This window comes from Streptomyces bugieae, from assembly GCF_036352915.1.
GTDB lineage: Bacteria > Actinomycetota > Actinomycetes > Streptomycetales > Streptomycetaceae > Streptomyces > Streptomyces endophytica.
The window spans coordinates 110,884-133,862 of record NZ_JAZBJP010000005.1; the positions used below are offsets into that span (position 1 = coordinate 110,884).

16 protein-coding genes are annotated in these 22,979 nt (G+C 72.3%); 9 read left to right on the top strand and 7 right to left on the bottom strand.

Annotated elements, in window-relative coordinates:
- The first annotated feature begins 100 nt into the window (after positions 1–100).
- The 6 genes from V2J85_RS13515 to alc all read left to right on the top strand — a co-directional run bounded on the left by V2J85_RS13515 (position 101) and on the right by alc (position 6,677).
- On the top strand, positions 101–1,762 hold the full coding sequence (locus V2J85_RS13515; protein WP_330821715.1) for an alpha-L-fucosidase: 1,662 nt from the start codon (positions 101–103) through the stop codon (positions 1,760–1,762).
- Positions 1,763–1,866: 104 nt separating this feature from the next.
- Positions 1,867–2,112 (top strand): hypothetical protein, encoded by a 246-nt coding sequence (locus V2J85_RS13520; RefSeq protein ID WP_261951451.1) that lies wholly within the window; start codon positions 1,867–1,869, stop codon positions 2,110–2,112.
- A gap of 258 nt (positions 2,113–2,370) precedes the next feature.
- A complete protein-coding gene (locus tag V2J85_RS13525) occupies positions 2,371–3,345 on the top strand; it encodes an acyl-ACP desaturase (protein ID WP_261951452.1) in 975 nt (324 codons plus the stop codon).
- A gap of 144 nt (positions 3,346–3,489) precedes the next feature.
- Positions 3,490–4,410 (top strand): DMT family transporter, encoded by a 921-nt coding sequence (locus tag V2J85_RS13530; protein ID WP_419836776.1) that lies wholly within the window; start codon positions 3,490–3,492, stop codon positions 4,408–4,410.
- A 17-nt stretch (positions 4,411–4,427) separates the two neighbouring features.
- Entirely contained in the window at positions 4,428–5,444 is a 1,017-nt protein-coding gene (locus tag V2J85_RS13535; RefSeq protein ID WP_261951453.1) for a LysR family transcriptional regulator, read from the top strand.
- Between the two features lie 87 nt (positions 5,445–5,531).
- On the top strand, positions 5,532–6,677 hold the full coding sequence (gene alc, locus V2J85_RS13540; protein WP_261951454.1) for an allantoicase: 1,146 nt from the start codon (positions 5,532–5,534) through the stop codon (positions 6,675–6,677).
- Between the two features lie 282 nt (positions 6,678–6,959).
- Here the strand turns inward: alc and pepN (V2J85_RS13545) are convergent, their stop codons facing one another.
- Positions 6,960–9,536, bottom strand: coding sequence for an aminopeptidase N (gene pepN, locus V2J85_RS13545; protein ID WP_330821716.1), 2,577 nt, complete (start codon positions 9,534–9,536; stop codon positions 6,960–6,962).
- A gap of 209 nt (positions 9,537–9,745) precedes the next feature.
- Here pepN (V2J85_RS13545) and V2J85_RS13550 point away from each other — a divergent pair, with 209 nt between their 5' ends.
- Positions 9,746–10,267: a DUF1203 domain-containing protein gene (locus tag V2J85_RS13550; RefSeq protein WP_261951456.1), complete on the top strand. Its 522-nt coding sequence runs from the start codon at positions 9,746–9,748 to the stop codon at positions 10,265–10,267.
- 20 nt (positions 10,268–10,287) lie between these two features.
- Here the strand turns inward: V2J85_RS13550 and V2J85_RS13555 are convergent, their stop codons facing one another.
- Positions 10,288–11,319 carry an aspartate-semialdehyde dehydrogenase gene (locus V2J85_RS13555; RefSeq protein WP_330821717.1) on the bottom strand — a complete coding sequence of 344 codons (1,032 nt, stop codon included), beginning with the start codon at positions 11,317–11,319 and terminating at the stop codon, positions 10,288–10,290.
- Positions 11,320–11,827: 508 nt separating this feature from the next.
- Here V2J85_RS13555 and V2J85_RS13560 point away from each other — a divergent pair.
- A complete protein-coding gene (locus V2J85_RS13560; protein WP_330821718.1) occupies positions 11,828–13,567 on the top strand; it encodes a TIGR03767 family metallophosphoesterase in 1,740 nt (579 codons plus the stop codon).
- A gap of 631 nt (positions 13,568–14,198) precedes the next feature.
- On the opposite strand, the gene V2J85_RS13565 is transcribed toward V2J85_RS13560, so the two are convergent.
- Both V2J85_RS13565 and pepN (V2J85_RS13570) read right to left on the bottom strand, forming a co-directional pair.
- Positions 14,199–15,218, bottom strand: coding sequence for a hypothetical protein (locus V2J85_RS13565; RefSeq protein ID WP_330821719.1), 1,020 nt, complete (start codon positions 15,216–15,218; stop codon positions 14,199–14,201).
- Between the two features lie 124 nt (positions 15,219–15,342).
- On the bottom strand, positions 15,343–17,946 hold the full coding sequence (gene pepN, locus V2J85_RS13570) for an aminopeptidase N (RefSeq protein ID WP_261951460.1): 2,604 nt from the start codon (positions 17,944–17,946) through the stop codon (positions 15,343–15,345).
- A 134-nt stretch (positions 17,947–18,080) separates the two neighbouring features.
- Between pepN (V2J85_RS13570) and V2J85_RS13575 the strand changes: the two genes are divergently transcribed.
- Positions 18,081–18,725 (top strand): DsbA family protein, encoded by a 645-nt coding sequence (locus tag V2J85_RS13575; protein WP_261951461.1) that lies wholly within the window; start codon positions 18,081–18,083, stop codon positions 18,723–18,725.
- A gap of 129 nt (positions 18,726–18,854) precedes the next feature.
- Here the strand turns inward: V2J85_RS13575 and V2J85_RS13580 are convergent, their stop codons facing one another.
- The 3 genes from V2J85_RS13580 to V2J85_RS13590 form a co-directional block, all read right to left on the bottom strand.
- Positions 18,855–19,496: a superoxide dismutase gene (locus tag V2J85_RS13580; RefSeq protein WP_261951462.1), complete on the bottom strand. Its 642-nt coding sequence runs from the start codon at positions 19,494–19,496 to the stop codon at positions 18,855–18,857.
- A 210-nt stretch (positions 19,497–19,706) separates the two neighbouring features.
- Entirely contained in the window at positions 19,707–21,146 is a 1,440-nt protein-coding gene (locus V2J85_RS13585) for an amino acid permease (protein WP_261951463.1), read from the bottom strand.
- Between the two features lie 224 nt (positions 21,147–21,370).
- Positions 21,371–22,855 (bottom strand): amino acid permease, encoded by a 1,485-nt coding sequence (locus V2J85_RS13590; protein WP_261951464.1) that lies wholly within the window; start codon positions 22,853–22,855, stop codon positions 21,371–21,373.
- Positions 22,856–22,979 lie beyond the last annotated feature (124 nt).

Below are 22,979 nucleotides of genomic sequence, written 5' to 3' on the forward strand. Positions count from 1 at the left end.
GAGGACCCTTCCGGTCCGTCGTGCCGTCCGGCACCATGCCGTGGACACCATCCAGACATCCGACCACTGCCCGTGCGTGGTCGGCGAGTTGGAGGGAACCATGGCACTTCGCAGCACCCGGCGGGCGCTCTGCGCGCTCGCACTGACCGCGGCCGCCGCGCTCCTGCCCGCCCCCCGCTCCCTGGCCCAGCCGCCGCCCGCCGCCGGCCCCTGCGACCGCCCGGTACGCCCCGCCTCCCAGATGACGGTCGAGCCCTGCGACACCCCCGCCCGGATCATCGACAAGGCCGCCCACATCGTCCCCACGACGGGCCAACTCGCCTGGCAGCAGCGGGAGATCACCGCCTTCACGCACTTCGGCATGAACACCTTCACGGGCCGGGAATGGGGCTCGGGCGCCGAGGACGAGAGGCTGTTCGCGCCCGCCCGGCTCGACGTCGACCAGTGGATGCGCGCCTACAAGGCGGCCGGTGCCGAGCAGGTGATGCTCACCGCCAAGCACCACGACGGCTTCGTCCTCTACCCGAGCCGCTACACCCCGCACTCCGTCGCGGCGAGCCCCGGGCGCCCCGATGTCGTCGGTGCCTACGTGCGGGCCGCCCGCCGGGCCGGCCTCAAGGTCGGCCTCTATCTCTCGCCCTCCGACGGGGCCGAGCTCCCGCACGCCTGGCACGCCCGGTGGGTCGCGGAGATCCGCAAGAAGCAGCAGGAGGGCAAGGAGCTCACCCTGCCCGAGCGGGTCGCCCTGGAGGACGGCGACCACGCACCGCGCGGCCTGGGCCGCTTCGGCAACGGCAGCGCGGTCACCGCCCGGACGATCCCCACCCTGGTCCCCGGCGACGACCGCGCCGCCGCCGTCCGCAGCGGCAGGCTCCCCACCTTCCACGTCCTGGCCGACGACTACGACGCCTACTACCTCAACCAGGTCTACGAGCTGTTCACCCGGTACGGGCCCCTCGACGAGCTGTGGCTGGACGGCGCGAACCCGTGGTCCGGCTCGGGGATCACCGAGCCGTACCACCTCGCGCAGTGGTTCCGGGTGATCCACGCGCTCTCCCCGGACACCGTGGTCTTCCAGGGGCCGCAGGGCGTGCGCTGGGTCGGCAACGAGAACGGCGTCGCCCGCGAGACGGAGTGGAGCGTCACCCCGCACGCCCAGGACCCCTGGACCGTCCTCGGCGGGCTGCCGAACGACTCCACCGACCCCGACATCGGCTCCCGCGCGAAACTGCTCGCCCCCACCACCAGGTACCTCCAGTGGTATCCGGCCGAGGCGGACGTCTCGATCCGGCCCGGCTGGTTCCACCACCCCGGCGAGCGCCCGAAGACGCCGGCGCAGCTGATGGACCTGTACGAGAGGAGCGTGGGCCGCAACGCCTCGCTGCTGCTGAACGTGCCGCCCGCCCGGGACGGCCGGGTCGACGCCGGGGACGTCGCCTCGCTCACCGCCTTCGGGGCCGCCGTGCGCGACACCTACGGACGGGACCTGCGGGCGGCCGGGCGCGGGCCGTGGACCTTCGACCGGATCGGGCTCGCCGAGGACATCCGGCACGGCCAGCGGGTCGAGCGGTTCACCGTGCAGGCGCGCAGCGGCGGGCACTGGACCGCGATCGCGCACGGCACCACGATCGGGCACCGGCGCATCCTGGCCCTCCCGGGGCCGGTGACCGCGGATGCCGTCCGGGTCGTGGTCGAGGAGGCCCGCGGGCGGGCTCGTCTCGCACCGGTCACCCTGCACCGCAGCCGGGGCCCGGCGGGCTGATCGGCCCGTCCCCGGCCGTCCGGTCCGCGGCCGCCCGGTGGGCCGGTCCGTCGATGCCCACCCCGGGCGCGCGGGGCGGCGAGGCGTCCGATACGTTGATGTTCGTGAGCAACAAGGTCAAGAAGAATGCCCTGCGCGCCGGAACCGTCACCGCCGGCACCGCGCTGATGCTGCTGATGTCGTCCCCCGCGTTTGCGCTCACCCGCGACGATGGTGACGACCCGGGTCCCGGTCTGAACGTCGCCCAGACGCTCGGCCTTTATGTCGTTGCCCCCATCGTGCTCTTCCTCGTCATCGCCGGGCTGGTCATTCTGACCGACAAGTCCCGCAAGGCGAAGTCCCAGGGCTGAGCCCCGGCCGTACCCCGGGCCCCGCACGGGCCCCGGCGACCTTCCAGGGCGCCGCTCGGTTACAACAACCGAGTGGCGCCCTTTGTCGTACCCGGCTATTTCCGCAGGTGAAAAACGGGTTGCGAAACGGCTATCGCGCGATTTTCGGCCGATTTGCGCGAGCGGATCACTTAACCGGAGCACACCTACGATGACGTAACCTACGCAGCCGTAGGTTCAACCTACGGTCCCGTAGCTCATCGTCCCCAGGAGTTCCCCGTGACCATCGCCCCCGCCCACAACGGAGAGCTCGGCCAGGCCGCGTGGAGCGACGCCAAGCTGCTCTACGCACTCGAAGAGGTCGTCGAGAAGGAGCTCAACCGGCACCTGAAGGTCGCCAAGGAGTGGATGCCCCACCAGTACGTCCCCTGGAGCGACGGCCGGAACTTCCCCGGGGTGCTGGAGGACGGCGAGGAGTGGGCGCCCGAGCAGTCCAAGGTCAGCGACATCGGCCGGACCGCCCTGGTGGTCAACCTCCTCACCGAGGACAACCTCCCCAGCTACCACCACGAGATCGCCACCCTCTTCGGGCGCGACGGCGCCTGGGGCACCTGGGTGCACCGCTGGACCGCCGAGGAGGGCCGGCACGGCATCGTCATGCGTGACTACCTGCTCACCAGCCGGGCCGTCGACCCGGACGAGCTGGAGCGGTTCCGCATGGCCCACATGTCGGAGGGCTTCGAGTCCGACAACTCGCACAGCATGCTGCACTCGGTGGCCTACGTCGCCTTCCAGGAGCTGGCCACCCGGATCTCGCACCGCAACACCGGCCACCACTCCGGTGACCCGGTCTGCGACCGGATGCTGGCCCGGATCGCCGCCGACGAGAACCTGCACATGCTCTTCTACCGGAACCTGCTCGGGGCGGCCTTCGAGATGGCCCCCGACCAGACCATGTGCGCGGTGCGGGACGTGGTCACCGGCTTCCGGATGCCCGGCCACGGCATCCCCGGCTTCGAGCGGGCCGCGGCCCGGATGGCCCTCGGCGGGATCTACAACCTCCGGATCCACCACGACGACGTGCTGCAGCCCGTCCTGCGCTTCCTGAAGGTGCTGGAGATCAGCGGCCTGGGCCCGGCCGGTCTGGCGGCCCAGGAGGAGCTCGGGCTCTACATGGACGGTCTGGACGCCCAGGCCCGCAAGTTCGAGGAGCGGCAGGCGGCCATCCGTGCCCGCCGCGAGGCCCGCCGCTGAGCCGGGCCGGCCGCAGGGTGGGGCCGGAGGTCAGGGGTCGCGATCTTTCAGATTTCCTGCAAGGAATGATGGAAAATATTCGATGGACCTGATGGTTCCAGGGCTGTCACGGTGGAACTCCACCAGCCCCGAGGAGAGGAAACCGTGGCAGTCCTGGAAGAGGTCCGCGACCGTCGTACGCCGCTGTCCGCGCAGGGAGCCGGGCTGACGCTCGCCCTGACGGCGACCGTCGTCTGGTCGGGCAACTTCGTCATCGCCCGCGCCCTGCACGACACCGTCCCGCCCGTCCAGACCGCCTTCTGGCGGTGGATCATCGCGCTGCTCGCGGTCGCGCCGTTCGCCGTCGGGCGGGTCCGCCGCGAGGGGCCGGTCATCCGCCGCCACCTCGGCTTCCTGACGCTCGCCGCGCTGCTCGGCGTCACCCTCTTCAACACCCTCATCTACCAAGCCGGACGCTCCACCTCGGCCACCAACATGGCCATGATCGCGGCCGCCTCGCCGGTGCTGATCGCCCTGTTCGCGCGCGGCGGGGAGCGGCTCGGCGGGCGGCGGACCGCCGGGATGGCGCTCGCGCTGGCCGGTGTGGTGACGCTGGTCGGCAAGGGCTCGCCGGCCGCCGTCCTCGGTCTCGGCTTCGCCGGCGGCGACCTGTGGATGCTCGCCGCGACGGCCACCTTCGCCGGCTACAGCGTCCTGCTGCGCCGCCGCCCCGAGGGGATCGGCGGGGTGTCGTTCCTCTTCATGACGTTCGCGCTCGGCGCCGCGATGCTGCTGCCCGCGTACGGCGTCAGCCTCGCGGCGGAGGGCGGCTTCGCGCCCACCGCACGGACGGTCGGACCGCTCCTCTACATAGGCGTCTTCTCGTCCGCCGTCGCCTACTTCACCTGGAACAAGGCCATCGCCCTGATAGGCGCCGCGCGGGCCGGGGTCGTCTACTACCTCCAGCCGGTCTGTGTCGCACTGTTGTCGTTCGCCGTTCTGGGTGAGGCCGTGACGCCGGTGCAACTGCTCTGCATGGCCCTGATCGTCGCGGGCGTCGCGCTCGGTGCCGGCGGCCGCCGCTGACTGCGTACGCTGCCGGCATGGCCGACTGGGACATCAAGAAGCTGCGGATCCTGCGCACCCTCCAGGAGCGGGGCACGGTCACCGCGACCGCCGAGGCGCTGCACATGACGCCGTCGGCGGTCTCCCAGCAGCTGACCGGACTGGCCAAGGCGCTCGGCGTGACACTCCTGGAGGCGCACGGCCGGCGGGTGCGGCTGACCGGCGCCGCCCAGCTGGTGCTGCGGCACGCCGAGGCGGTCTTCGCCCAACTGGAGCGCGCCGACGCGGAGTTGCTCGGCTACCTCCAGGGCGACGCCGGCCAGGTGCGGGTCGGGGCGTTCTCCACCGCCATCCCCGCGCTCGTGGTCCCCGCCGTCCAGGAGCTGCGCCGTACGCACCCGGGACTGTCGGTCGTCGTACGCGAGGCGGAGGCGGAGGCCGCGTACGAGCTGCTGGCGGAGGGCAGCGTCGATCTGGCGCTCTCGCTGGCGGCGCACGCACCCACCCCGCGCGACCCCAAGTTCAGCCGGGTCTCGCTGCTCGCCGATCCGCTGGACGTGGCGCTGCCGGCCGGGCACCCGCTGGCCGGCGAGCCCGGGCTGCGCCTCGCCGACCTGGCGGGCGAGCCGTGGATCTTCGGCAGCAGCGGGCCCTGGTCCCAGATCACCACCACCGCCTGTGAGAACGCCGGGTTCGTGCCCGAGCGGGCGCATGCCGCGGCCGACTGGAACGCGATCTGGGCGATGGTCGCGGCCGGGATGGGCGTCGCGCTGGTGCCCCGGATGGCGATGGCGGGCGGCATCGGCGCCCTGGAGCGGGGCGGCCCCGGTGACGGCGAAGGGCGTGGCGGGTCCGGCTCCGGGGTCGCGCTGCGGGTGCTCTCCGGCGACCAGCCGCGCCGCCATGTCGTCGCGGCCGTCCGGCGCGGCTCCGAAGGGGCGCCGGGGCTGGCCCGGGTGCTGGCCGCGCTGCGCCAGGCGGCGGTCGAGCAGGCGCCGGGCGAGGCCGGTGCCGACGGTCCCGGCTGGCACACCCAGACCATTCAGCCCAGCTGAATACATTCCTCAAAAACTTTCGATGGACCTGTGGGGTGGCCGCTGCGACCGTGGAGTGGTCCGCACCTCCTGCCACGAAGGGCAACGATGACCACCACCCCGGCCGCCCACTCCACTGATCCGCACGCCAACGACGCCCAGCCGTACGCCGGCGGCGACCCGTACGCCGACTACCGCGGCGGGGACTTCGCGTTCACCTCGCTCGTCGACCTCGCCGACCGCCGCTTCGGCGCCGGCGTGATCGCCGCGAACGACGAGTTCTTCGCCGAGCGCGAGAACCTGCTGAAGTCCACCCCGGCGGTCTTCGACCCCGAGCACTTCGGCCACAAGGGCAAGATCATGGACGGCTGGGAGACCCGGCGCCGGCGCGGTGCCGACGGCGACCACCCCTTCCCGACCGACGACGAGCACGACTGGGCGCTGATCCGCCTCGCCGCCCCCGGCGTGATCCGCGGCATCATCGTCGACACCGCCCACTTCCGCGGCAACTACCCCCAGCAGGTCACCGTCGAGGCCACCTCGCTCCCCGGCAGCCCCGGCCCCGAGGACCTGCTCGCCCCCGACGTGAAGTGGGAGGAGCTCGTCCCGCGCACCCCCGTCCGCGGGCACGCCGCCAACGGCTTCGAGGTCAGCACCGAGCGCCGCTTCACCCACCTCCGCCTCAAGCAGCACCCCGACGGCGGCATAGCCCGCCTCCGGGTCCACGGCGAGGTCGTACCGGACCCGGAGTGGCTGGACGTGCTCGGCACGCTCGACCTGGCCTCCGTGATGCACGGCGGCACCGTCGAGGACGCCTCGGACCGCTTCTACTCCTCGCCCACCCAGATCATCCAGCCCGACCTGTCCCGCAAGATGGACGACGGCTGGGAGAACCGCCGCCGCCGGGTCAGGGGCACCAACGACTGGGTGCGCTTCCGCCTCGCCGCACAGGGCGAGATACGCGCGGTGGAGATCGACACCGCCTACCTCAAGGGCAACTCCGCGGGCTGGGCCGCCCTGTCGGGGTGCGACGGCGACCCGGCCGACGAGTCCTCCTGGTTCGAGATCCTGCCGAAGACCAAGCTCCAGCCGGACACCCCGCACCGCTTCACGCTGCCGCAGACCGTCACGGCCACCCACATCCGCCTGGACGTCTTCCCCGACGGCGGCCTCGCCCGCATGCGGGTGCACGGCACCCTCACCGAGGCCGGCCGCGCCGAGCTCGGCCGCCGCTTCGACGCGCTGAACGGCTGAGCGGCGCAGCGGTCCAGCGGCCGAGCAGCCCATCGCTCGGGCGGTTGGGCCACTGAGCCGCACCTCGCTCGCCCACCGGGCCCGTAGGAGGGGCCCGGGCCCGGGGGCCACGGCTCGCCCGGCGGACGGCAGCGCATCAGGCGCCCTCCCCCAAGCTCTCAAGGAGCAGGGGGGACCCCCACGCCGGGCGTCACCAACTCCGGCGGAATGACCGGCCGGTCACTCCGGCCGGTCGTTCCGCCGGTGACGTCGGCCGGTCACCCCGGCCGATGACGTCGCCGGTTACGCCGCGCCGGTCGCCGCGTCCGCCGCCTGGGCCTTGAGCGCCCGCTCGATCCCGGCCCGGGACTCGGTGACCAGCCGGCGCAGCGCCGGGCTCGGGTCGGCCGCGTCCAGCCAGGCGTCCGTGGCGTCCAGCGTCTCCTGCGAGACGTGCAGCGACGGGTAGAGACCGACCGCGATCTGCTGGGCCATCTCGTGGCTGCGGGCCTCCCAGATCTCCTTCACCGCGGCGAAGTACTTCATGGTGTACGGCGCCAGCAGCTCCCGCTGGTCGGTCTGCACGAAGCCGCCGATGACGGCCTCCTGCACGGCGTTGGGCAGCTTGTCCGACTCCACGACCGACGCCCAGGCCTCGGCCTTCGCCTCCGCCGTCGGACGCGCCGCGCGCGCCGTCGCGGCGTGCTGCTCGCCCGCCGACGTCCGGTCCCGCTCCAGCTCCGCCGCGATGGCCTTCTCGTCCGCCCGGCCGGTCGCCGCCAGCCGGTGCACCAGCGACCAGCGCAGCTCGGTGTCCACGGCCAGCCCGGCGATCTCCTCGGAGCCGTCCAGCAGACCCTGCAGCAGGGCGAGCTGCTCGTCCGTACGCGCCGCCGCGGCGAACGCCCGGGCCCACGCCAGCTGGTGGTCGCTGCCCGGCTCGGCCGCCCGCAGGTGCGTGAGCGCGGCCTCGGTCCAGGCGGCCAGGCCCGTCTCGCGCCACTCCGGCGCCGCGTACAGGTCCAGGGCCAGCTTCACCTGGCGGTGCAGCGACTGGACCACGCCGATGTCGGACTCCTTGCCGATGCCCGACAGCACCAGCGACAGGTAGTCACGGGTGGCCAGTTCGCCGTCCCGCGTCATGTCCCACGCCGACGCCCACGACAGCGCCCGCGGCAGCGACTCGGTGAAGTCCCCGAGGTGCTCGGTGACCACCTTCAGCGACTCCTCGTCGAGCCGCACCTTCGCGTACGACAGGTCGTCGTCGTTGAGCAGGACCACGGCCGGGCGCCGCTGGCCCACCAGCTGCGGGACGGCGGTCAGTTCGCCGTCCACGTCCAGCTCGATCCGCTCGGTGCGGACCAGCTTGCCGGCGCCGTCCAGCTCGTACGCGCCGATCGCGATCCGGTGCGGCCGCAGGACCGGCTCGCCCTTGGCGCCGGCCGGCAGCGCCGGGGCCTCCTGCCGCACCGCGAACGAGGTGATCACGCCGTCCGCGCCCACCTCGATCTCCGGCCGCAGGATGTTGATCCCCGCGGTCTCCAGCCACTTCTTCGACCAGGTCGCGAGGTCCCGGCCGGAGGTCTCCTCCAGCGCGCCCAGCAGATCGCTCAGCCGGGTGTTGCCGTAGGCGTGCCGCTTGAAGTAGGCCTGCACGCCCTTGAAGAACTCCTCCATCCCCACGTACGCGACCAGCTGCTTCAGGACCGAGGCGCCCTTCGCGTAGGTGATCCCGTCGAAGTTCACCAGCACGTCGTCCAGATCACGGATCTCGGCCATGATCGGGTGGGTGGACGGCAGCTGGTCCTGCCGGTACGCCCAGGTCTTCATGGAGTTGGCGAACGTGGTCCACGAGTGCGGCCACTTCGAGCCCGGCGCGTACGCCTGGCAGGCGATCGACGTGTAGGTGGCGAACGACTCGTTCAGCCACAGGTCGTTCCACCACTCCATGGTGACCAGGTCGCCGAACCACATGTGCGCCAGCTCGTGCAGAATCGTCTCGGCGCGCACCTCGTAGGCCGCGTCGGTCACCTTCGAGCGGAAGACGTACTGGTCGCGGATGGTCACCGCGCCCGCGTTCTCCATCGCACCGGCGTTGAACTCCGGCACGAAGAGCTGGTCGTACTTCGCGAACGGGTAGGCGTAGTCGAACTTCTCCTGGAACCAGTCGAAGCCCTGCCGGGTGACCTCGAAGATGGCGTCCGCATCGAGGTGCTCGGCCAGCGACGGACGGCAGTAGATGCCCAGCGGCACGGTCCGCCCGTCCTTCTCGTACGTGCTGTGCACACTGTGGTACGGGCCCACGATCAGCGCGGTGACATACGTCGAGATCCGCGGCGTCGGCTCGAACCGCCAGATGTTGTCGGCCGGTTCCGGCGTCGGCGAGTTCGAGATCACCGTCCAGCCCTCCGGGGCCTTCACGGTGAACTGGAACGTGGCCTTCAGGTCCGGCTGCTCGAACGACGCGAACACCCGCCGGGCGTCCGGCACCTCGAACTGCGTGTACAGGTACGCCTGCTGGTCCACCGGGTCGACGAACCGGTGCAGGCCCTCGCCCGTGTTGGTGTAGGCGCAGTCCGCGACGACGGTCAGCTCGTTGCGGCCGGCCCGCAGCCCCGGCAGCACGATCCGCGAGTCCTCGAAGACCGAGGCCGGATCCAGCAGCTCGCCGTTGAGCGCCACCTTGTGCACGGCCGGCGCCACCAGGTCGATGGACGAGTCCGCGCCCGCCCGGGCGACGTCGAACCGCACCGTGGTCGTGGACCGGTACGTACCACCCTGCTGCGCGCCGGAGAGGTCGAGATCGATCTCGTACGCGTCCACGCTCAGCAGCTGCGCCCGCTGCTGCGCCTCGTCGCGGGTCAGATTCGTGCCAGGCACCAGGTCATCTCCTCGTAAGCGTCCTCGTATGCGCGTATCCCGCCATCCTTCCACGGCAGGGGCGCCACCCGATCGTGGACAGTGGCGAACATGCCGGCCCGGTCGTCCGGGCGTCTCGTCGGAGCGGACGACGAGGCGTGGTGCCGGGCCCCGGGGACGTCGTCCGATACCCGCCGGCGCCCGGCCGGTCCGCGCGGGAGCGTGGACCCATGACGACCTACACGCCGCTGCCCATCCCGCCCGCCGCGCTCAAGGAACTCCGCGAGACCGATGACGCCGGGCGGGCCGCCGAGCCGTACACCGCCCGGGAGGACGGCGTCCCGGTGGACTGCGTCGGCAGTCCGCTGCGGTGCTGTCTGCGGGCCATCCGGGCCGGGGAGCGGGTGGCGCTCGTGTCGTACGCGCCGCTGCGGCGGTGGGCGGCGGGCACCGGGGCCCGGCCCGGGGCGTACGACGAGCAGGGGCCGGTGTTCATCCACGCGGAGGACTGCGGGGGACCGGACGCCGGCGCGGACCGGTACCCCTTCGACCGGCCCGGCGCCCTGCGCACCCTGCGGCGCTACGACGCGGCCGGCCGGATCGTCGGCGGGCGGCTCCTGGAGATCCCCGAGGACGCCACGGCGGGCTTCGACACCGCCCTGGACGAGGCGTTCGCCGACCCGGAGGTGGCGCTGGTGCACGTCCGGGCCGTGGAGTACGGGTGCTTCCAGTTCGAGGTGCGGCGGGGCTGACCGGCCCGCGAGCGGACGGGTCAGCCGCGCAGCTCGGCGGCGACCAGCTCCGCGATCTGCACGGCGTTCAGCGCCGCGCCCTTGCGGAGGTTGTCGTTGGAGACGAACAGCGCCAGGCCGTGCTCGACGGTCTCGTCGGCGCGGATCCGGCCCACGAAGGAGGCGTCCTGGCCGGCGGCCTGGAGCGGGGTCGGCACGTCGGAGAGGGTGACGCCGGGGGCGCCGGCCAGCAGCTCCTGGGCGCGGGCCGGGCTGATCGGCCGCGCGAAGCGGGCGTTGATCTGGAGCGAGTGGCCGCTGAAGACCGGCACGCGGACGCAGGTGCCGGACACCTTCAGGTCCGGGATCTCCAGGATCTTGCGGCTCTCGTTGCGGAGCTTCTGCTCCTCGTCGGTCTCGCCCAGACCGTCGTCGACGATCGAGCCGGCCATGGGGAGCACGTTGAAGGCGATCGGGCGGACGTACTTGTCCGGCTCGGGGAACTCCACCGCGGAGCCGTCGTGGGTGAGCTTGGTGGCGTCCTGCTCGACGGCCTTGCGGACCTGCCCGTCCAGCTCCTCCACGCCCGCCAGGCCGCTGCCGGACACCGCCTGGTAGGTCGCGACGACCAGCGAGACCAGGCCGGCCTCGTCGTGCAGCGGGCGCAGCACCGGCATCGCGGCCATCGTCGTGCAGTTCGGGTTGGCGATGATGCCCTTGGGGCGGTCCGTGATCGCCTGCGGGTTGACCTCGGAGACGACCAGCGGGACGTCGGGGTCACGGCGCCAGGCCGAGGAGTTGTCGATCACGACCGGACCGGCGGCGGCGACCTTCTCCGCCAGCGCCTTGGACGTCGCACCGCCGGCCGAGAAGAGGACGATGTCCAGTCCCGAGTAGTCGGCGGTCGCCGCGTCCTCGACGGTGATCTCGGTGTCCTGCCACGGCAGCGTCCGTCCGGCGGACCGGGCCGAAGCGAACAGCCGCAGCTGCTCGACCGGGAAGTTCCGCTCGGCGAGAATGCCCCGCATCACGCCGCCGACCTGTCCGGTGGCTCCGACGATTCCGACCCTCATGGGACTCCTTCTTTCTGACCTGACTTAGGTGTCTGCTCGGAACACCTGCTCAGTAGTGCCTCCATCATGTGTGTGACACCCGTCGCCTTGTCCAATCCATTCCATTCTGTGGCGGTCGAGGTACGGGAGCGTGACGGTACGCATACGTAGCCGCGCGGTGTGTCGCGACTGCGAAGGGTGCGGCGCCCCGGGGGGTGGGATCGGCGATCACGGAAAGTGATGAGTGCGTGCGGTGCGTGGCGGCGACGGGCGGTGATACCCCGTGCGGTGAACGCGCGGTGACCGGCGGTCGCACCGCGGGACAGGGGGCCGTGGCGGTCCCGTGACCGGCAGATCCCTGTGCGGTGATGGGTTCCCGGCGTTGCGATGGCGTTCACGCGCAGGTCATTCCCGCTGCCAACGATCCCAGGTGACAGGGCAGTTGTGCCGCCGGAGGGCCGCGGGGAGTCCCACCCCCGCCGGCCACCGGTCCCGGCCGCCTTCGCGTTCGCACTCGGGGAGCTCGCGCATGTCCCGCATCCGGTCCACCGCCCGCATCGACCGCCGCACGTTCCTCACCGCCACCGGAGCCGCCGGCGCCGCCACCGGGCTCGGCCTCGCCTTCGGCATCGGCCCCGACCGGGCCGCCCAGGCCGCCACCACCGTCACCCCGGGCCCGGCCCCGGTCTCCGTCGAGGCCCCGGCCGTCCCGCGCGTCCCGTACACCAAGGGCACCACCCTCGGCGGCGTGGCCACCCCGCGCGGCAGTGGCGGCTACCGGCGGCTGGCCGACGGCCCGGGCTGGGGCCGGGTGGTCCGCACCGAGCTGGCCGCCGCCCACGGCGGACGCGACCGGCGCCGCACCGCCCTGGCGTCGTTCGTGCAGCTCACCGACCTCCACCTGGTCGACGTGCAGAACCCGCTGCGCTACGAGTACCTGCGCGCCCAGACGGCCAGCGCCTGGCGTCCGCAGGAGGCGCTGTCCGTGGCCGGCGTCGTCTCGCTGATCGAGCGGGTCAACGCGCTGCCGGGCGGGCCGGCCACCGGCGCCCCGCTGGCGTTCGTGATGACCACCGGCGACAACACCGACAACAACTCCAAGCTGGAACTGGAGTGGTTCCTCACCGCGATGAGCGGCGGGCGGATCACCCCCAACTCCGGCGACCCGCGCCGCTACGAAGGCGTCCAGGACAGCGGACTGGCCCTCTACTGGCAGCCGGACAGCCCGCTGCGCGACGCCGACAAGAAGCTGGGCTTCCCGCGGCTGCACGGCTTCCTGGACGCGGCGATCCGCACCGTCCACAGCCCCGGGCTGCGGCTGCCGTGGTACTCCACGGTCGGCAACCACGACTCGCTGCCCGGCGGCTGCTACGCCCCCGGTGACCCGTTCTGGACGGAGATCGCCACCGGGCACCGCAAGCTGGAGACGCTGCCCGCCGCCGAGGCCGCCAAGGTCTGGAAGGCGGTCAAGGACGGCCTCGACCCCAAGGGCGCGGACTTCAAGCGGCTGCTGAAGGCGCACGCGAAGCAGGCCAGGACGGTCACCCCCGACGAGCGCCGCGCCCCCTTCACCCGTGCCGAGTACCTCCGCGCCCACCTCGACCCGGCGCACACCGGCCACGGCCCGCACGGCCACGGCTACACCGCGGCCGCCCTGGAGGAGAACCGCCTCTACTACACCTTCCGGGTCTCCGACGACGTACTGGGCATCAGCCTGGACACCACCGATCCGGGCGGCCACTACACCGGCTCGATAGGCGAGACCCAACTGCGCTGGCTGGAGCGGACCCTGAAGGCGAACGAGCGGGGCGAGAAGGCGCACGTGCTGGTCTTCAGCCACCACACCGGCAAGACCATGACCAACACCCGGCCCGACCCGGCCCGTCCGCACGAGAAGCGGCACGGCGGCGCCGAACTGATCGAGCTGCTGGCCGCCCACCCCCGGGTCGTCGGCTGGATCAACGGCCACAGCCACAAGAACGAGATCGTCCCGCACGGCACCTTCTGGGAGGTCTCCACCGCCTCGCACATCGACTTCCCGCAACTGGCCCGGGTCATCGAGCTGGTCGACAACCACGACGGCACGCTGTCGCTGATCGCCACCCTCGTCGAGTCGGCCGCCCCGCACCGCACGGACTTCACCGACCTCTCCCAGACCGGCCTGGCCGCCCTCTACCGCGAACTGTCCTTCAACGCCCCCGAGGCCCGCACGGACCTGGCCGGCACGGCCCGCGACCGCAACGTCGAACTGCTGCTGAAGCGGGCGTGAGGGGCGGGAGTCGGGGGGCGGACCGGGCGTGGCCGGCCGGCGCCTGAGGGGCGGCGCGGCCTTGCGGGACACCGGGCCTCGGGACACCTAGGGCCTGGCCGAACGGATCCCGTAGGGGACACGAGCACCCCCTACGGGGCCACAACGAGGCGGGGTGGGGCGGGTATTCCGGGAGCGGGGACGCACCTGTCCCGGGGTCGCACCGCGAGGGGCCGGACCGCGAGGGGCCGGACCGGGCGGGGACGGCGTACGACGAGGGGCCGGGCCGGGCGGGGACGGCGTACGACGAGGGGCCGGACCGGGGCGTGGGACGGCGCACCGGGGCGAGGCCGCATCGGGAGCGTGGCCGGGTCGGGGCCGTATCGGGAGCGTGGCTGGTTCGGGGACGGCGTGCCGGGACGGGGCCGTATCGGGCGCACGGCCGGGGTCGGGGACGGCGTATCGGGGCAGGGGCGCACCGGGAACGTGGCCGGGCCGGGGACGACGTACCGGGAGCGTGGCCGGGCCGGGGACCGCGTACCGGGGCAGGGCCGGACCAGCCGCGCGGCCGGATCGAGGACCGCGTACCCGGGCAGGGTGCACCGAGTGTGTGGCCGGAGCGCGAGTTCAGGTGTCGGGTCGGGACGGCCGCTCAGCGTGGCAGTGCCACCACGTACGCGCTCGGTTCGCGGTCCGGGGCGGCCATGAGGGCCGTGCGGACGACGGCGGCCTGGTGGGCGGGGGTCTCGCGGAGGGTGCGGGGGAGGCAGCGGACGACGGTGATGCCGAGGCGCTCCAGGTGTTCGCGCTTGTGGTCGAAGGCCGAGTGGAGCGGGTCCTCCTCGGGGCGTGGTGCGCGGGTGTCGATCTCCAGGGCCACCCCGTGCTCGGGCCAGAAGGCGTCCACCCCGCCCAGGTGCGGTCCGCCCGGCAGCCGCAGGTCGACGTTCCACAGCGGGTCCGGCAGGTCGTGGTCGCGCACCATCGCGTACAGCCGCTGCTCGGCCAGCGCGCGGCCCTCGGCGAGCAGGGTGTCGACCGCGTCCACCACATGCGGACGGGTCAGCAGCCGGGCCCGGCTCAGCTCGCGCACCACCACCGGCGCCTCGCAGTGCCCGCCGCGCACCGCCTCGGTCAGCAGCCGGCGCACCGCCGAGGCGTCGGTAAGCCCGGCGACCGCGTCGGCCAGGGCACGCGCCACCGGGGCGGTCGGCACGCCGGTGACCTGCTGCGGCACCGGCAGCTCCACGGTCCGGACGATCTGCGCGAAGCCGGTCGAGCGCAGCCGCCGGGTACGGGCGACCAGCACCTCGATGCGGTCCAGGGCGAGCAGCGGGGGCGCCTCCGAGAAGCCGTGCAGGGCGAGCGCCGCCAGGCCGGTGATCATCGCCTCGGCGGGGGCGTCGGAGGAGCTCTGCCGGGGCACCGTCGGCCCCCGGTGACTGGCGTACAGCAGCACCGCCTGCAGCCGTTCCTCGCTGGTGGGCGGCCCGGGATGGAGCAGATAGATACCGGGGAGCACCTGCTGCCAGCAGCCGCCGGGGCGGCAGCGCTCGGTGGTCTCGGCCGCTGTCACACCGTGCTGGCGGAGCTGATGGGTGGTCAGGACCTTGCAGCGGACATCGGAGAGGTGACGGAGGGGAAGGGGCGAGAGCGGGGTGTCGTGGTTCATGCCGTGGCGATTCCCGCGCCCGCTCCGCCCCCTAACCGCTGTTACACGCCCGTGCCAGGAACCGGACAATCCTGGGCTAAAGTACGGGCGTTCGACTGCCGAAAAGAGCTGGTCGGCAGGGAGGTTACGGCCTCGCCCCGGCCGCCTCGTCACAAGCCTGTGCGCGCAGCGCCCGGGCCAGGTCGTCCCGCTCCTCCAGCACGATCCGGCGCAGCGCCGGCGCGGCCTGCGGATGCCCGTCCAGCCAGCCGTCCGCCGCCTCCAGGGTGGCGTGCTCCACCAGCCAGGCCGGGAACAGCCCGCGCACCACGTCCATCGCGATCTCGATGGACCGCTCGCGCCACACCCGCTCGATCGCGGCGAAGTAGCGCGGCGCGAACGGCGCCAGCAGCTCCCGCTGGTCCGGCTGCGCGAACCCGGCGATGGTCGCCTCCACCAGCGCGTTGGACAGCGCGTCGGACTCCACCACGTCCGCCCACGCCTGCTCCTTGACCTCCGCCGACGGCCGGGCCGCCAGGCACCGCACCTGGTGGCGCTTGCCCGACGCGGTGTCGTCGCGGGCCAGCTCCGCGGCGATCACCGCCTCGTCCGCCACCCCGTGCGCGGCCAGCGGCGCCAGGAGTGCCCAGCGCAGCTCCTGGTCCACCTCCAGCCCGTCGATCGTCCCGGTGCCGTCGAGCAGCCCCTGGAGCAGCGCGAGGTCCGCCGGCGAGGCGGCCACCGCGGCGAAGTGCCGCGCCCAGGACAGCTGATGGCCGCTGCCCGGCTCGGCCCGCCGCAGCTCCGCCAGCGCGCCCTCGGCCAGCTCGCGCCCGGCGGCCTCCTGGTGGTCCGGCGCGGTGTACTGCTCCAGCGCCGCCTGGGCCTGCCCGTGCAGCGACTGCAGCACGCCGATGTCGGTCTCCCGGCCGGCGAACCGCCGCACCAGGCCGAGGTAGTCCCGGGCCGGCAGCAGCCCGTCGCGGGTCAGCCCCCACAGCGCCGCCCAGCACAGCGCCCGCGCCATCGGGTCGGTCAGTTCGCCGAGCCGGCTCCGCAGCGTCGCCAGGGAGTCCGCGTCGAAGCGGACCTTGCAGTACGTCAGGTCGTCGTCGTTGACCAGGATCAGCTCGGGCCGCTCGGCGCCGGCCAGCTCCGGCACGGCCGTCCGCGGCCCGGCGACGTCCACCTCGGCCCGGGCGTACCGCACCAGCGCCGGGTGGCCGCTCCCGGACGAGGCGTCCTGCCGGCGGTAGAGGCCCACCGCGACCCGGTGCGGCCGCAGTTCGGGCTGCTCGGGCGCCGCCTCCTGGCGGACGGCCAGCTCCGCGATCCGCCCCTCGGCGTCGTAACGCACCTCCGGGGTGAGGGAGTTGACGCCCGCGGTCTCCAGCCAGGCCCGCGACCAGGCCGCCATGTCCCGGCCCGAGGTCTCCTCCAGTACGGCCAGCAGGTCCGTGAGCCGGGTGTTGCCGTACGCGTGGCGCTTGAAGTAGCGCCGGGCGCCCTCCAGGAACGCCTCCTGCCCCACGTACGCCACCAGCTGCTTGAGCACCGCGGCGCCCTTGGCGTACGTGATGCCGTCGAAGTTGAGCTTGGCGTCCTCCAGGTCACGGATGTCGGCGGTGACCGGGTGGGTGGACGGCAGCTGGTCGGCGCGGTACGCCCAGGCCTTGCGGCGGTTGGCGAAGGTGATCCAGCCGTTCGCGAAGCGGGTGGCCTCCACCAGCGCGAAGGCGCCCATGAAGTCCGCGTAGGACTCCTTGAGCCACAGGTCGTCCCACCACTGCATGGTCACCAGGTCGCCGAACCACATGTGCGCCATCTCGTGCAGGATGACGTTGGCGCGCCGCTCGTAGGACGCCTCGGTGACCTTGCCGCGGAAGATGAACTCCTCGCGGAAGGTGACGCAGCCCGGGTTCTCCATCGCGCCGAGGTTGTACTCCGGCACGAACGCGGTGTCGTACTTCCCGAACGGGTACGGGAAGTCGAAGTGGTCGTGGAAGAAGTCCAGGCCCTGCTTGGTGACGGTGAAGACGTCGTCCGCGTCGAAGTGCTTGGCCAGGCCCTTGCGGCAGAGCGCGCCCAGCGGGATCTCCAGCTCGGTGCCGTCGTCGAAGGTGCGGTGGTAGCTGTCGGAGACGTAGTGGTACGGCCCGGCGACCACGGCCGTGATGTACGTGGAGATCGGCTGGGTCGTGGCGAACCGGTGCGCCCCGCCCTCGGCCTCGCCCTCCTGGGCGCCGTTGCTCAGCACCACCCATCCCTCGGGGGCGGTCACCTCGAAGGTGAACGGCGCCTTCAGGTCCGGCTGTTCGAAATTGGCGAAGACCCGGCGGGCGTCGGCCGGTTCGTACTGGGTGTAGAGGTAGACCTCGCCGTCCTCGGGGTCCACGAAGCGGTGCAGGCCCTCGCCGGTCCGGCTGTAGGCGCACCGCGCGTCGACGACGAGGGTGTTCTCGGCGGCCAGGCCGTCCAGCGCGATCCGGGTGCCGTCGAAGACCTCGGCGGGGTCCAGCTCCCGGCCGTTGAGGGTGACCGAGGTGACCTCCGGCGCCAGCAGATCGGCGAAGGTGGCGGCGCCCGGCTCGGCGCAGCGGAAGCGGATCGTCGTGCGCGACCGGAACGTGGCCGCGGCGTCCCCCTCGGCGACCGCTGAGCGGACGTCCAGCGCCACGTCGTAGGCGTCGACGCTCAGCAGCCGGCCCCGCTGACGTGCCTCGTCCCGGGACAGATTCTCACCTGGCACGACGTGACTCCCTCGTCCTCGTCTCGAATATCGAACACGGGGAATCATGGCACGCCCGCCCGCGGTTGAACCGTCCGCGGCAGAACACCACCGATACACCATCGATCACACCGCTCTCACGAGGAGACGACGACGTGTCCGACACCCCGAAGACCCCGGCAGACTTCTGGTTCGACCCGCTGTGCCCCTGGGCCTGGATGACCTCCCGCTGGATGCTGGAGGTGGAGAAGGTCCGCCCGGTGGAGGTGCGCTGGCACGTGATGAGCCTGGCGGTCCTCAACGAGGACAAGCTCGACACGCTGCCCGAGGAGTACGCCGAGAACATGCGCCCCGGCGGCAAGGCGTGGGGCCCGGTCCGCGTGGTGATCGCCGCGCAGCAGCTGCACGGCGACGAGGCCGTCGGCCGGCTCTACACCGCGCTCGGCACCCGCTTCCACAACGAGGGCCTCGGCGTGACCCCCGAGAGCATCGCCGCCGCCCTCGACGACGCCGGCCTGCCCGCCGAGCTGATCGAGTACGCCGACAAGGACACCTACGACCAGGAGCTGCGTGCCTCCCACAAGGCGGGCATCGACCTGGTCGGCCAGGAGGTCGGCACCCCGGTCATCGCCGTGCCCGGCTCCGACGGCGAGCAGATCGCCTTCTTCGGGCCGGTGGTCACCCCCGCTCCCAAGGGCGAGGACGCCGCGAAGCTCTGGGACGGCACGCTGATGGTGGCGTCCATCCCCGGCTTCTACGAGATCAAGCGCACCCGCACCCAGGGGCCGATCTTCGACTGAGCCGCGGCACCCGACGTACCGCCCGCATGGGCGAGGCCCCACGAGTCACGTCCTCGTGGGGCCTCGCCGTTTTTCCGCCTGCCAGGTGAAGGGTGAGAAGACGATCACGAGGCAGGAGCCTGCCGGGTGTTACGGCGCCAGCAGCAGGTTGTGCGCGCGCTCCTTGGCCGACGCGTACCGCTTGGCCACGTCCTGCCAGTTCACGACCCGCCACATGGCCTCGATGAAGTCCACCTTCTGGTTCTTGTACTGCAGGTAGAACGCGTGCTCCCAGGCGTCGAAGACCAGGATCGGCACCGAGCCCTGGCCGACGTTGCCCTGGTGGTCGTAGATCTGCTCGACGATCAGCCGGCCGGTGACCGGCTCGTAGGCCAGCACGCCCCAGCCGGAGCCCTGGGTGGTCGCCGCGGACTTCGACAGCTGCGCCTTGAACTTGGCGAAGGAGCCGAAGGACTCGGCGATCGCGTCGGCCAGCTCGCCCACACCGTCCTTCTCCAGCGGCTCACCGCCGCCGTCACCGGTCATGTTGTGCCAGTAGATGCTGTGCAGGATGTGGCCGGAGAGGTGGAACGCGAGGTTCTTCTCCAGGCCGTTGATGCTGCCCCACTGGTCCTTGTCGCGGGCCTCGGCGAGCTGCTCCAGGGTGTCGTTCGCGCCCTTGACGTAGGCCGCGTGGTGCTTGTCGTGGTGCAGCTCGATGATCTCGGGGCTGATGACCGGTGCCAGCGCCGCGTAGTCGTACGGAAGTTCAGGAAGTGTGTAGGTGGCCATGCCGATCCCGCCTCCAAGCTGCGTCAAAGCAGTAGTTGCAATCAATGTGCAAGAGCACGCTACCAGCAGGAGCGATCTTCGGCCGGGTACGGGCACGGACCCGGTCCCAAAGACGTAAGGCGGGGCGGGACCTCGGATGGAGGTCCCGCCCCGCCTGCGCGGAATGCCGGGATGGGCGCCGGTGCGCGGCCGTTGGGCCGGCCGGGCCGGCTAGAAGTCGGCCGGCTCGCTCCGCCTGTTGCCGAGCGACTGCTGCCGCAGCAGCCCGACCAGGGTCAGCACGACCCCGAAGCCGCCGGTGAACAGCAGCTGGATGCGCTGGTTGTCGTCCCGCAGCATCAGCAGCAGCACGGCGACGATGCCCGCCAGCGCCACCCACGTCAGCACCGGGAAGGCCCACATCTTCACCACGAGCTTCTCCGGCGCCTCACGCTCCAGCTGACGGCGCATCCGCAGCTGGGCGACGGCGATGAAGCCCCACACCACCAGGACGGCGGCGCCGACCATGTTCAGCAGCCACTGGAAGACCGTGGTCGGCCACAGGAAGCTGAACAGCACCGCGAGGAAGCCGAACGCCGAGCACAGCAGCACCGCGCGGCGCGGCACCCCACCGCTGACCTTGCCCAGCACGGCCGGGCCCTGTCCGCGGGAGATCAGCGAGTACGCCATCCGCGAGGAGCCGTAGATGTTGGCGTTCACCGCGGACAGCAGCGCCACCAGGATGACCACGTTCATGATCTGGCCGGCCGCCGGGATCTTCAGGTAGTCCAGGACCGCCACGTACGGGCCGGACTTGGCGATCGACGGGGCGCTCCAGGGGATGACGGTGACGATGACGGCCATCGAACCGACGTAGAACAGGGCGATCCGCCACATCGCGGTGCGCACCGCGCGGGCCACCCCGCGCACCGGGTCCTTGGACTCGGCGGCCGCGATGGTCACCGTCTCCAGACCGCCGTACGCGAACACCGACGCCAGCAGACCGACCATCAGGCCGTCCACGCCCTTGGGCAGGAAGCCGCCGTCACCGGTGAGGTGCGAGGCGCCGGGCGCCTGGGTGCCGGGCAGCACGCCGAGGATCGCCAGCACGCCCAGGACCAGGAAGATGCCGATCGCGGCGACCTTCAGGGCGGCGAACCAGAACTCGAACTCACCGAAGTTGGAGACCGCGGCCAGGTTCGTCCCGGTGAAGATCACCATGAACAGCAGGACCCACATCCACGGTTCGGTGGACGGGAACCACTGGTGCATCACGTCCGCGGCGCCCAGCGCCTCGGCGGCCACCGCCACGCACAGCAGCGCGGTGAACATCCAGCCCACGGTGAAGCCGGCCCAGGAGCCGATGGACCGCTCGGCGTGCACGGAGAAGGAGCCGGAGGCCGGGTTGGCCGCGGCCATCTCGCCGAGCATCCGCATGACCAGCATGACCAGGGCGCCGGAGACGGCGTAGGCCAGCACGATCGAGGGGCCGGCCGCCGCGATGCCCTCACGCGAGCCGACGAAGAGGCCGGCGCCGATCACCCCGCCCAGGGCGATCATCGAGAGGTGGCGCTGCTTGAGGCCGTTGGACAGCGAGGGGCCGCCGTCGGCGCCCGCCGCCAGGTCGGTCTGCTCGCGCGCGGGTGCGGCGGACGAGGGTGTCCGATTCATGTCGTACCTGTCCCAGTAGATGAGAGCGGAGCAAGAGCGTTACTGCGTTCTCCCGGTGCCGCGACCGGCGCGACGTGCTGCCGGGTCCCCGGGCGGGCCCCTGCCGGGGCAGGCGGTCGCGCGGGGGCCGCCGACGGCTCAACTCCGGGGTCCTCGGCAAAGCTGGCTCAGTTTGGGTGCCGGTGTCCGCTCAGGGCAACAGTCGTGCAGCGAATGTTCGGTATTCAGACGTGATCGTCACCGTGCGTGCCTGAATCAGCGTCGATTGCGACACCCGGTGAAACCGGACCGGTGGCTTCACGGGTCCGCCGGCGCCGCTCCCGCAGCTCCCGCCCGCCGGCCACCAGCAGCACCGCCGTGGTCGCCCCGGCCGACCACAGCAGCTGCGGCCGGGCCGTGTCATCGGTCAGCATCAGCACCACGACCCCGCCCATGGCCAGCAGCGCCACCCACGTCAGATACGGGAACGCCCACATCCGCAGGGTCAGCTTCTGCGGTGCCTCGCGCTCGATCCGCCGGCGCAGCCGCAGCTGGGAGACGGCGATCAGCCCCCACACGAACAGCAGTACCGCGCCGACCGCGTTGAGCAGATAGAGGAAGACCGAATCCGGCCACTTCAGATTCAGCAGCACCGACACGAACCCGAACGCCACCGACGCCAGCACGGCCCGGCGCGGCACCCCGCCCGACACCGCCAGCAGCCAGCGCGGCGCCTCGCCCCGCTCGGCCAGCGAGAACACCATCCGCGACGAGCCGTAGAGGTTGGCGTTCAGCGCCGACAGCAGCGCCACGAACACCACCACGTTCATGATCTGCCCGGCGCCCGGCACCCCGATGTGGTCCAGCACCGCGACGTACGGGCTCTGGCCCGGCCGGATCGACGACCACGGCAGCAGCGCCACGATCACCAGCATCGAGCCCACGTAGAAGAACAGGATCCGCCACACCGCGCTGCGCACCGCCCGGCCCACCGCCCGCGCCGGGTCGTCCGACTCGGCCGCGGCGATGGTGACGACCTCCAGCCCGCCGAAGGCGAACACCACGGCCAGCACGCCGGAGACCACCCCGGCCCAGCCGTGCGGCAGGAACCCGCCCTGCCCGGTGAGGTTCGACGTCCCCACCGGTGCGGTCCCGGGCAGTACCCCGAAGACCGCCAGCAGGCCCAGGCCCAGGAACAGCACGATCGCGAAGACCTTCAGTGCCGCGAACCAGAACTCGAACTCGCCGAAGTTCTTCACCGCCGCGAGGTTGGCCGCGGTGAAGACGACCATGAAGAGCAGCACCCAGCCCCACTGCGGCACCGCCGGCAGCCAGCCGTGCGCGATCTGCGCCGCACCGGTCGCCTCCACGGCGAGCACCACCACCAGCAGGAACCAGTACAGCCAGCCCACGCTGAACCCGGCCCAGCGCCCCAGCGCCCGCTCCGCGTGCACCGAGAACGCCCCCGACGCCGGCATCGCCGCCGACATCTCGCCGAGCATCCGCATGATCAGCATCGCCAGCGCGCCCGCGATCAGGTACGACAGCACGATCCCCGGGCCGGCCACCGCGATCCCCGCGCCGGACCCCACGAACAGGCCCGCGCCGATCACCCCGCCCAGCCCCAGCATCGTCAGATGGCGCTGCTTGAGCCCGCCGGACAGGGGCTCCTTCTCGCCGGCGCCCGCGCCGGACGCGGTCGGCCCGGCGGTGGTCGGTGTCTCGTGCATGGGTGCGTAACTCTCACAGGGGCGAAGGCGGCCGGGCACACGCTCCGGGCCGCCGGCGGGTTTGGGGGAACTCCACAGGTCACCGCGGGGCGGACCCAGTGTCGCCGCACCTCGCGCGCTACCA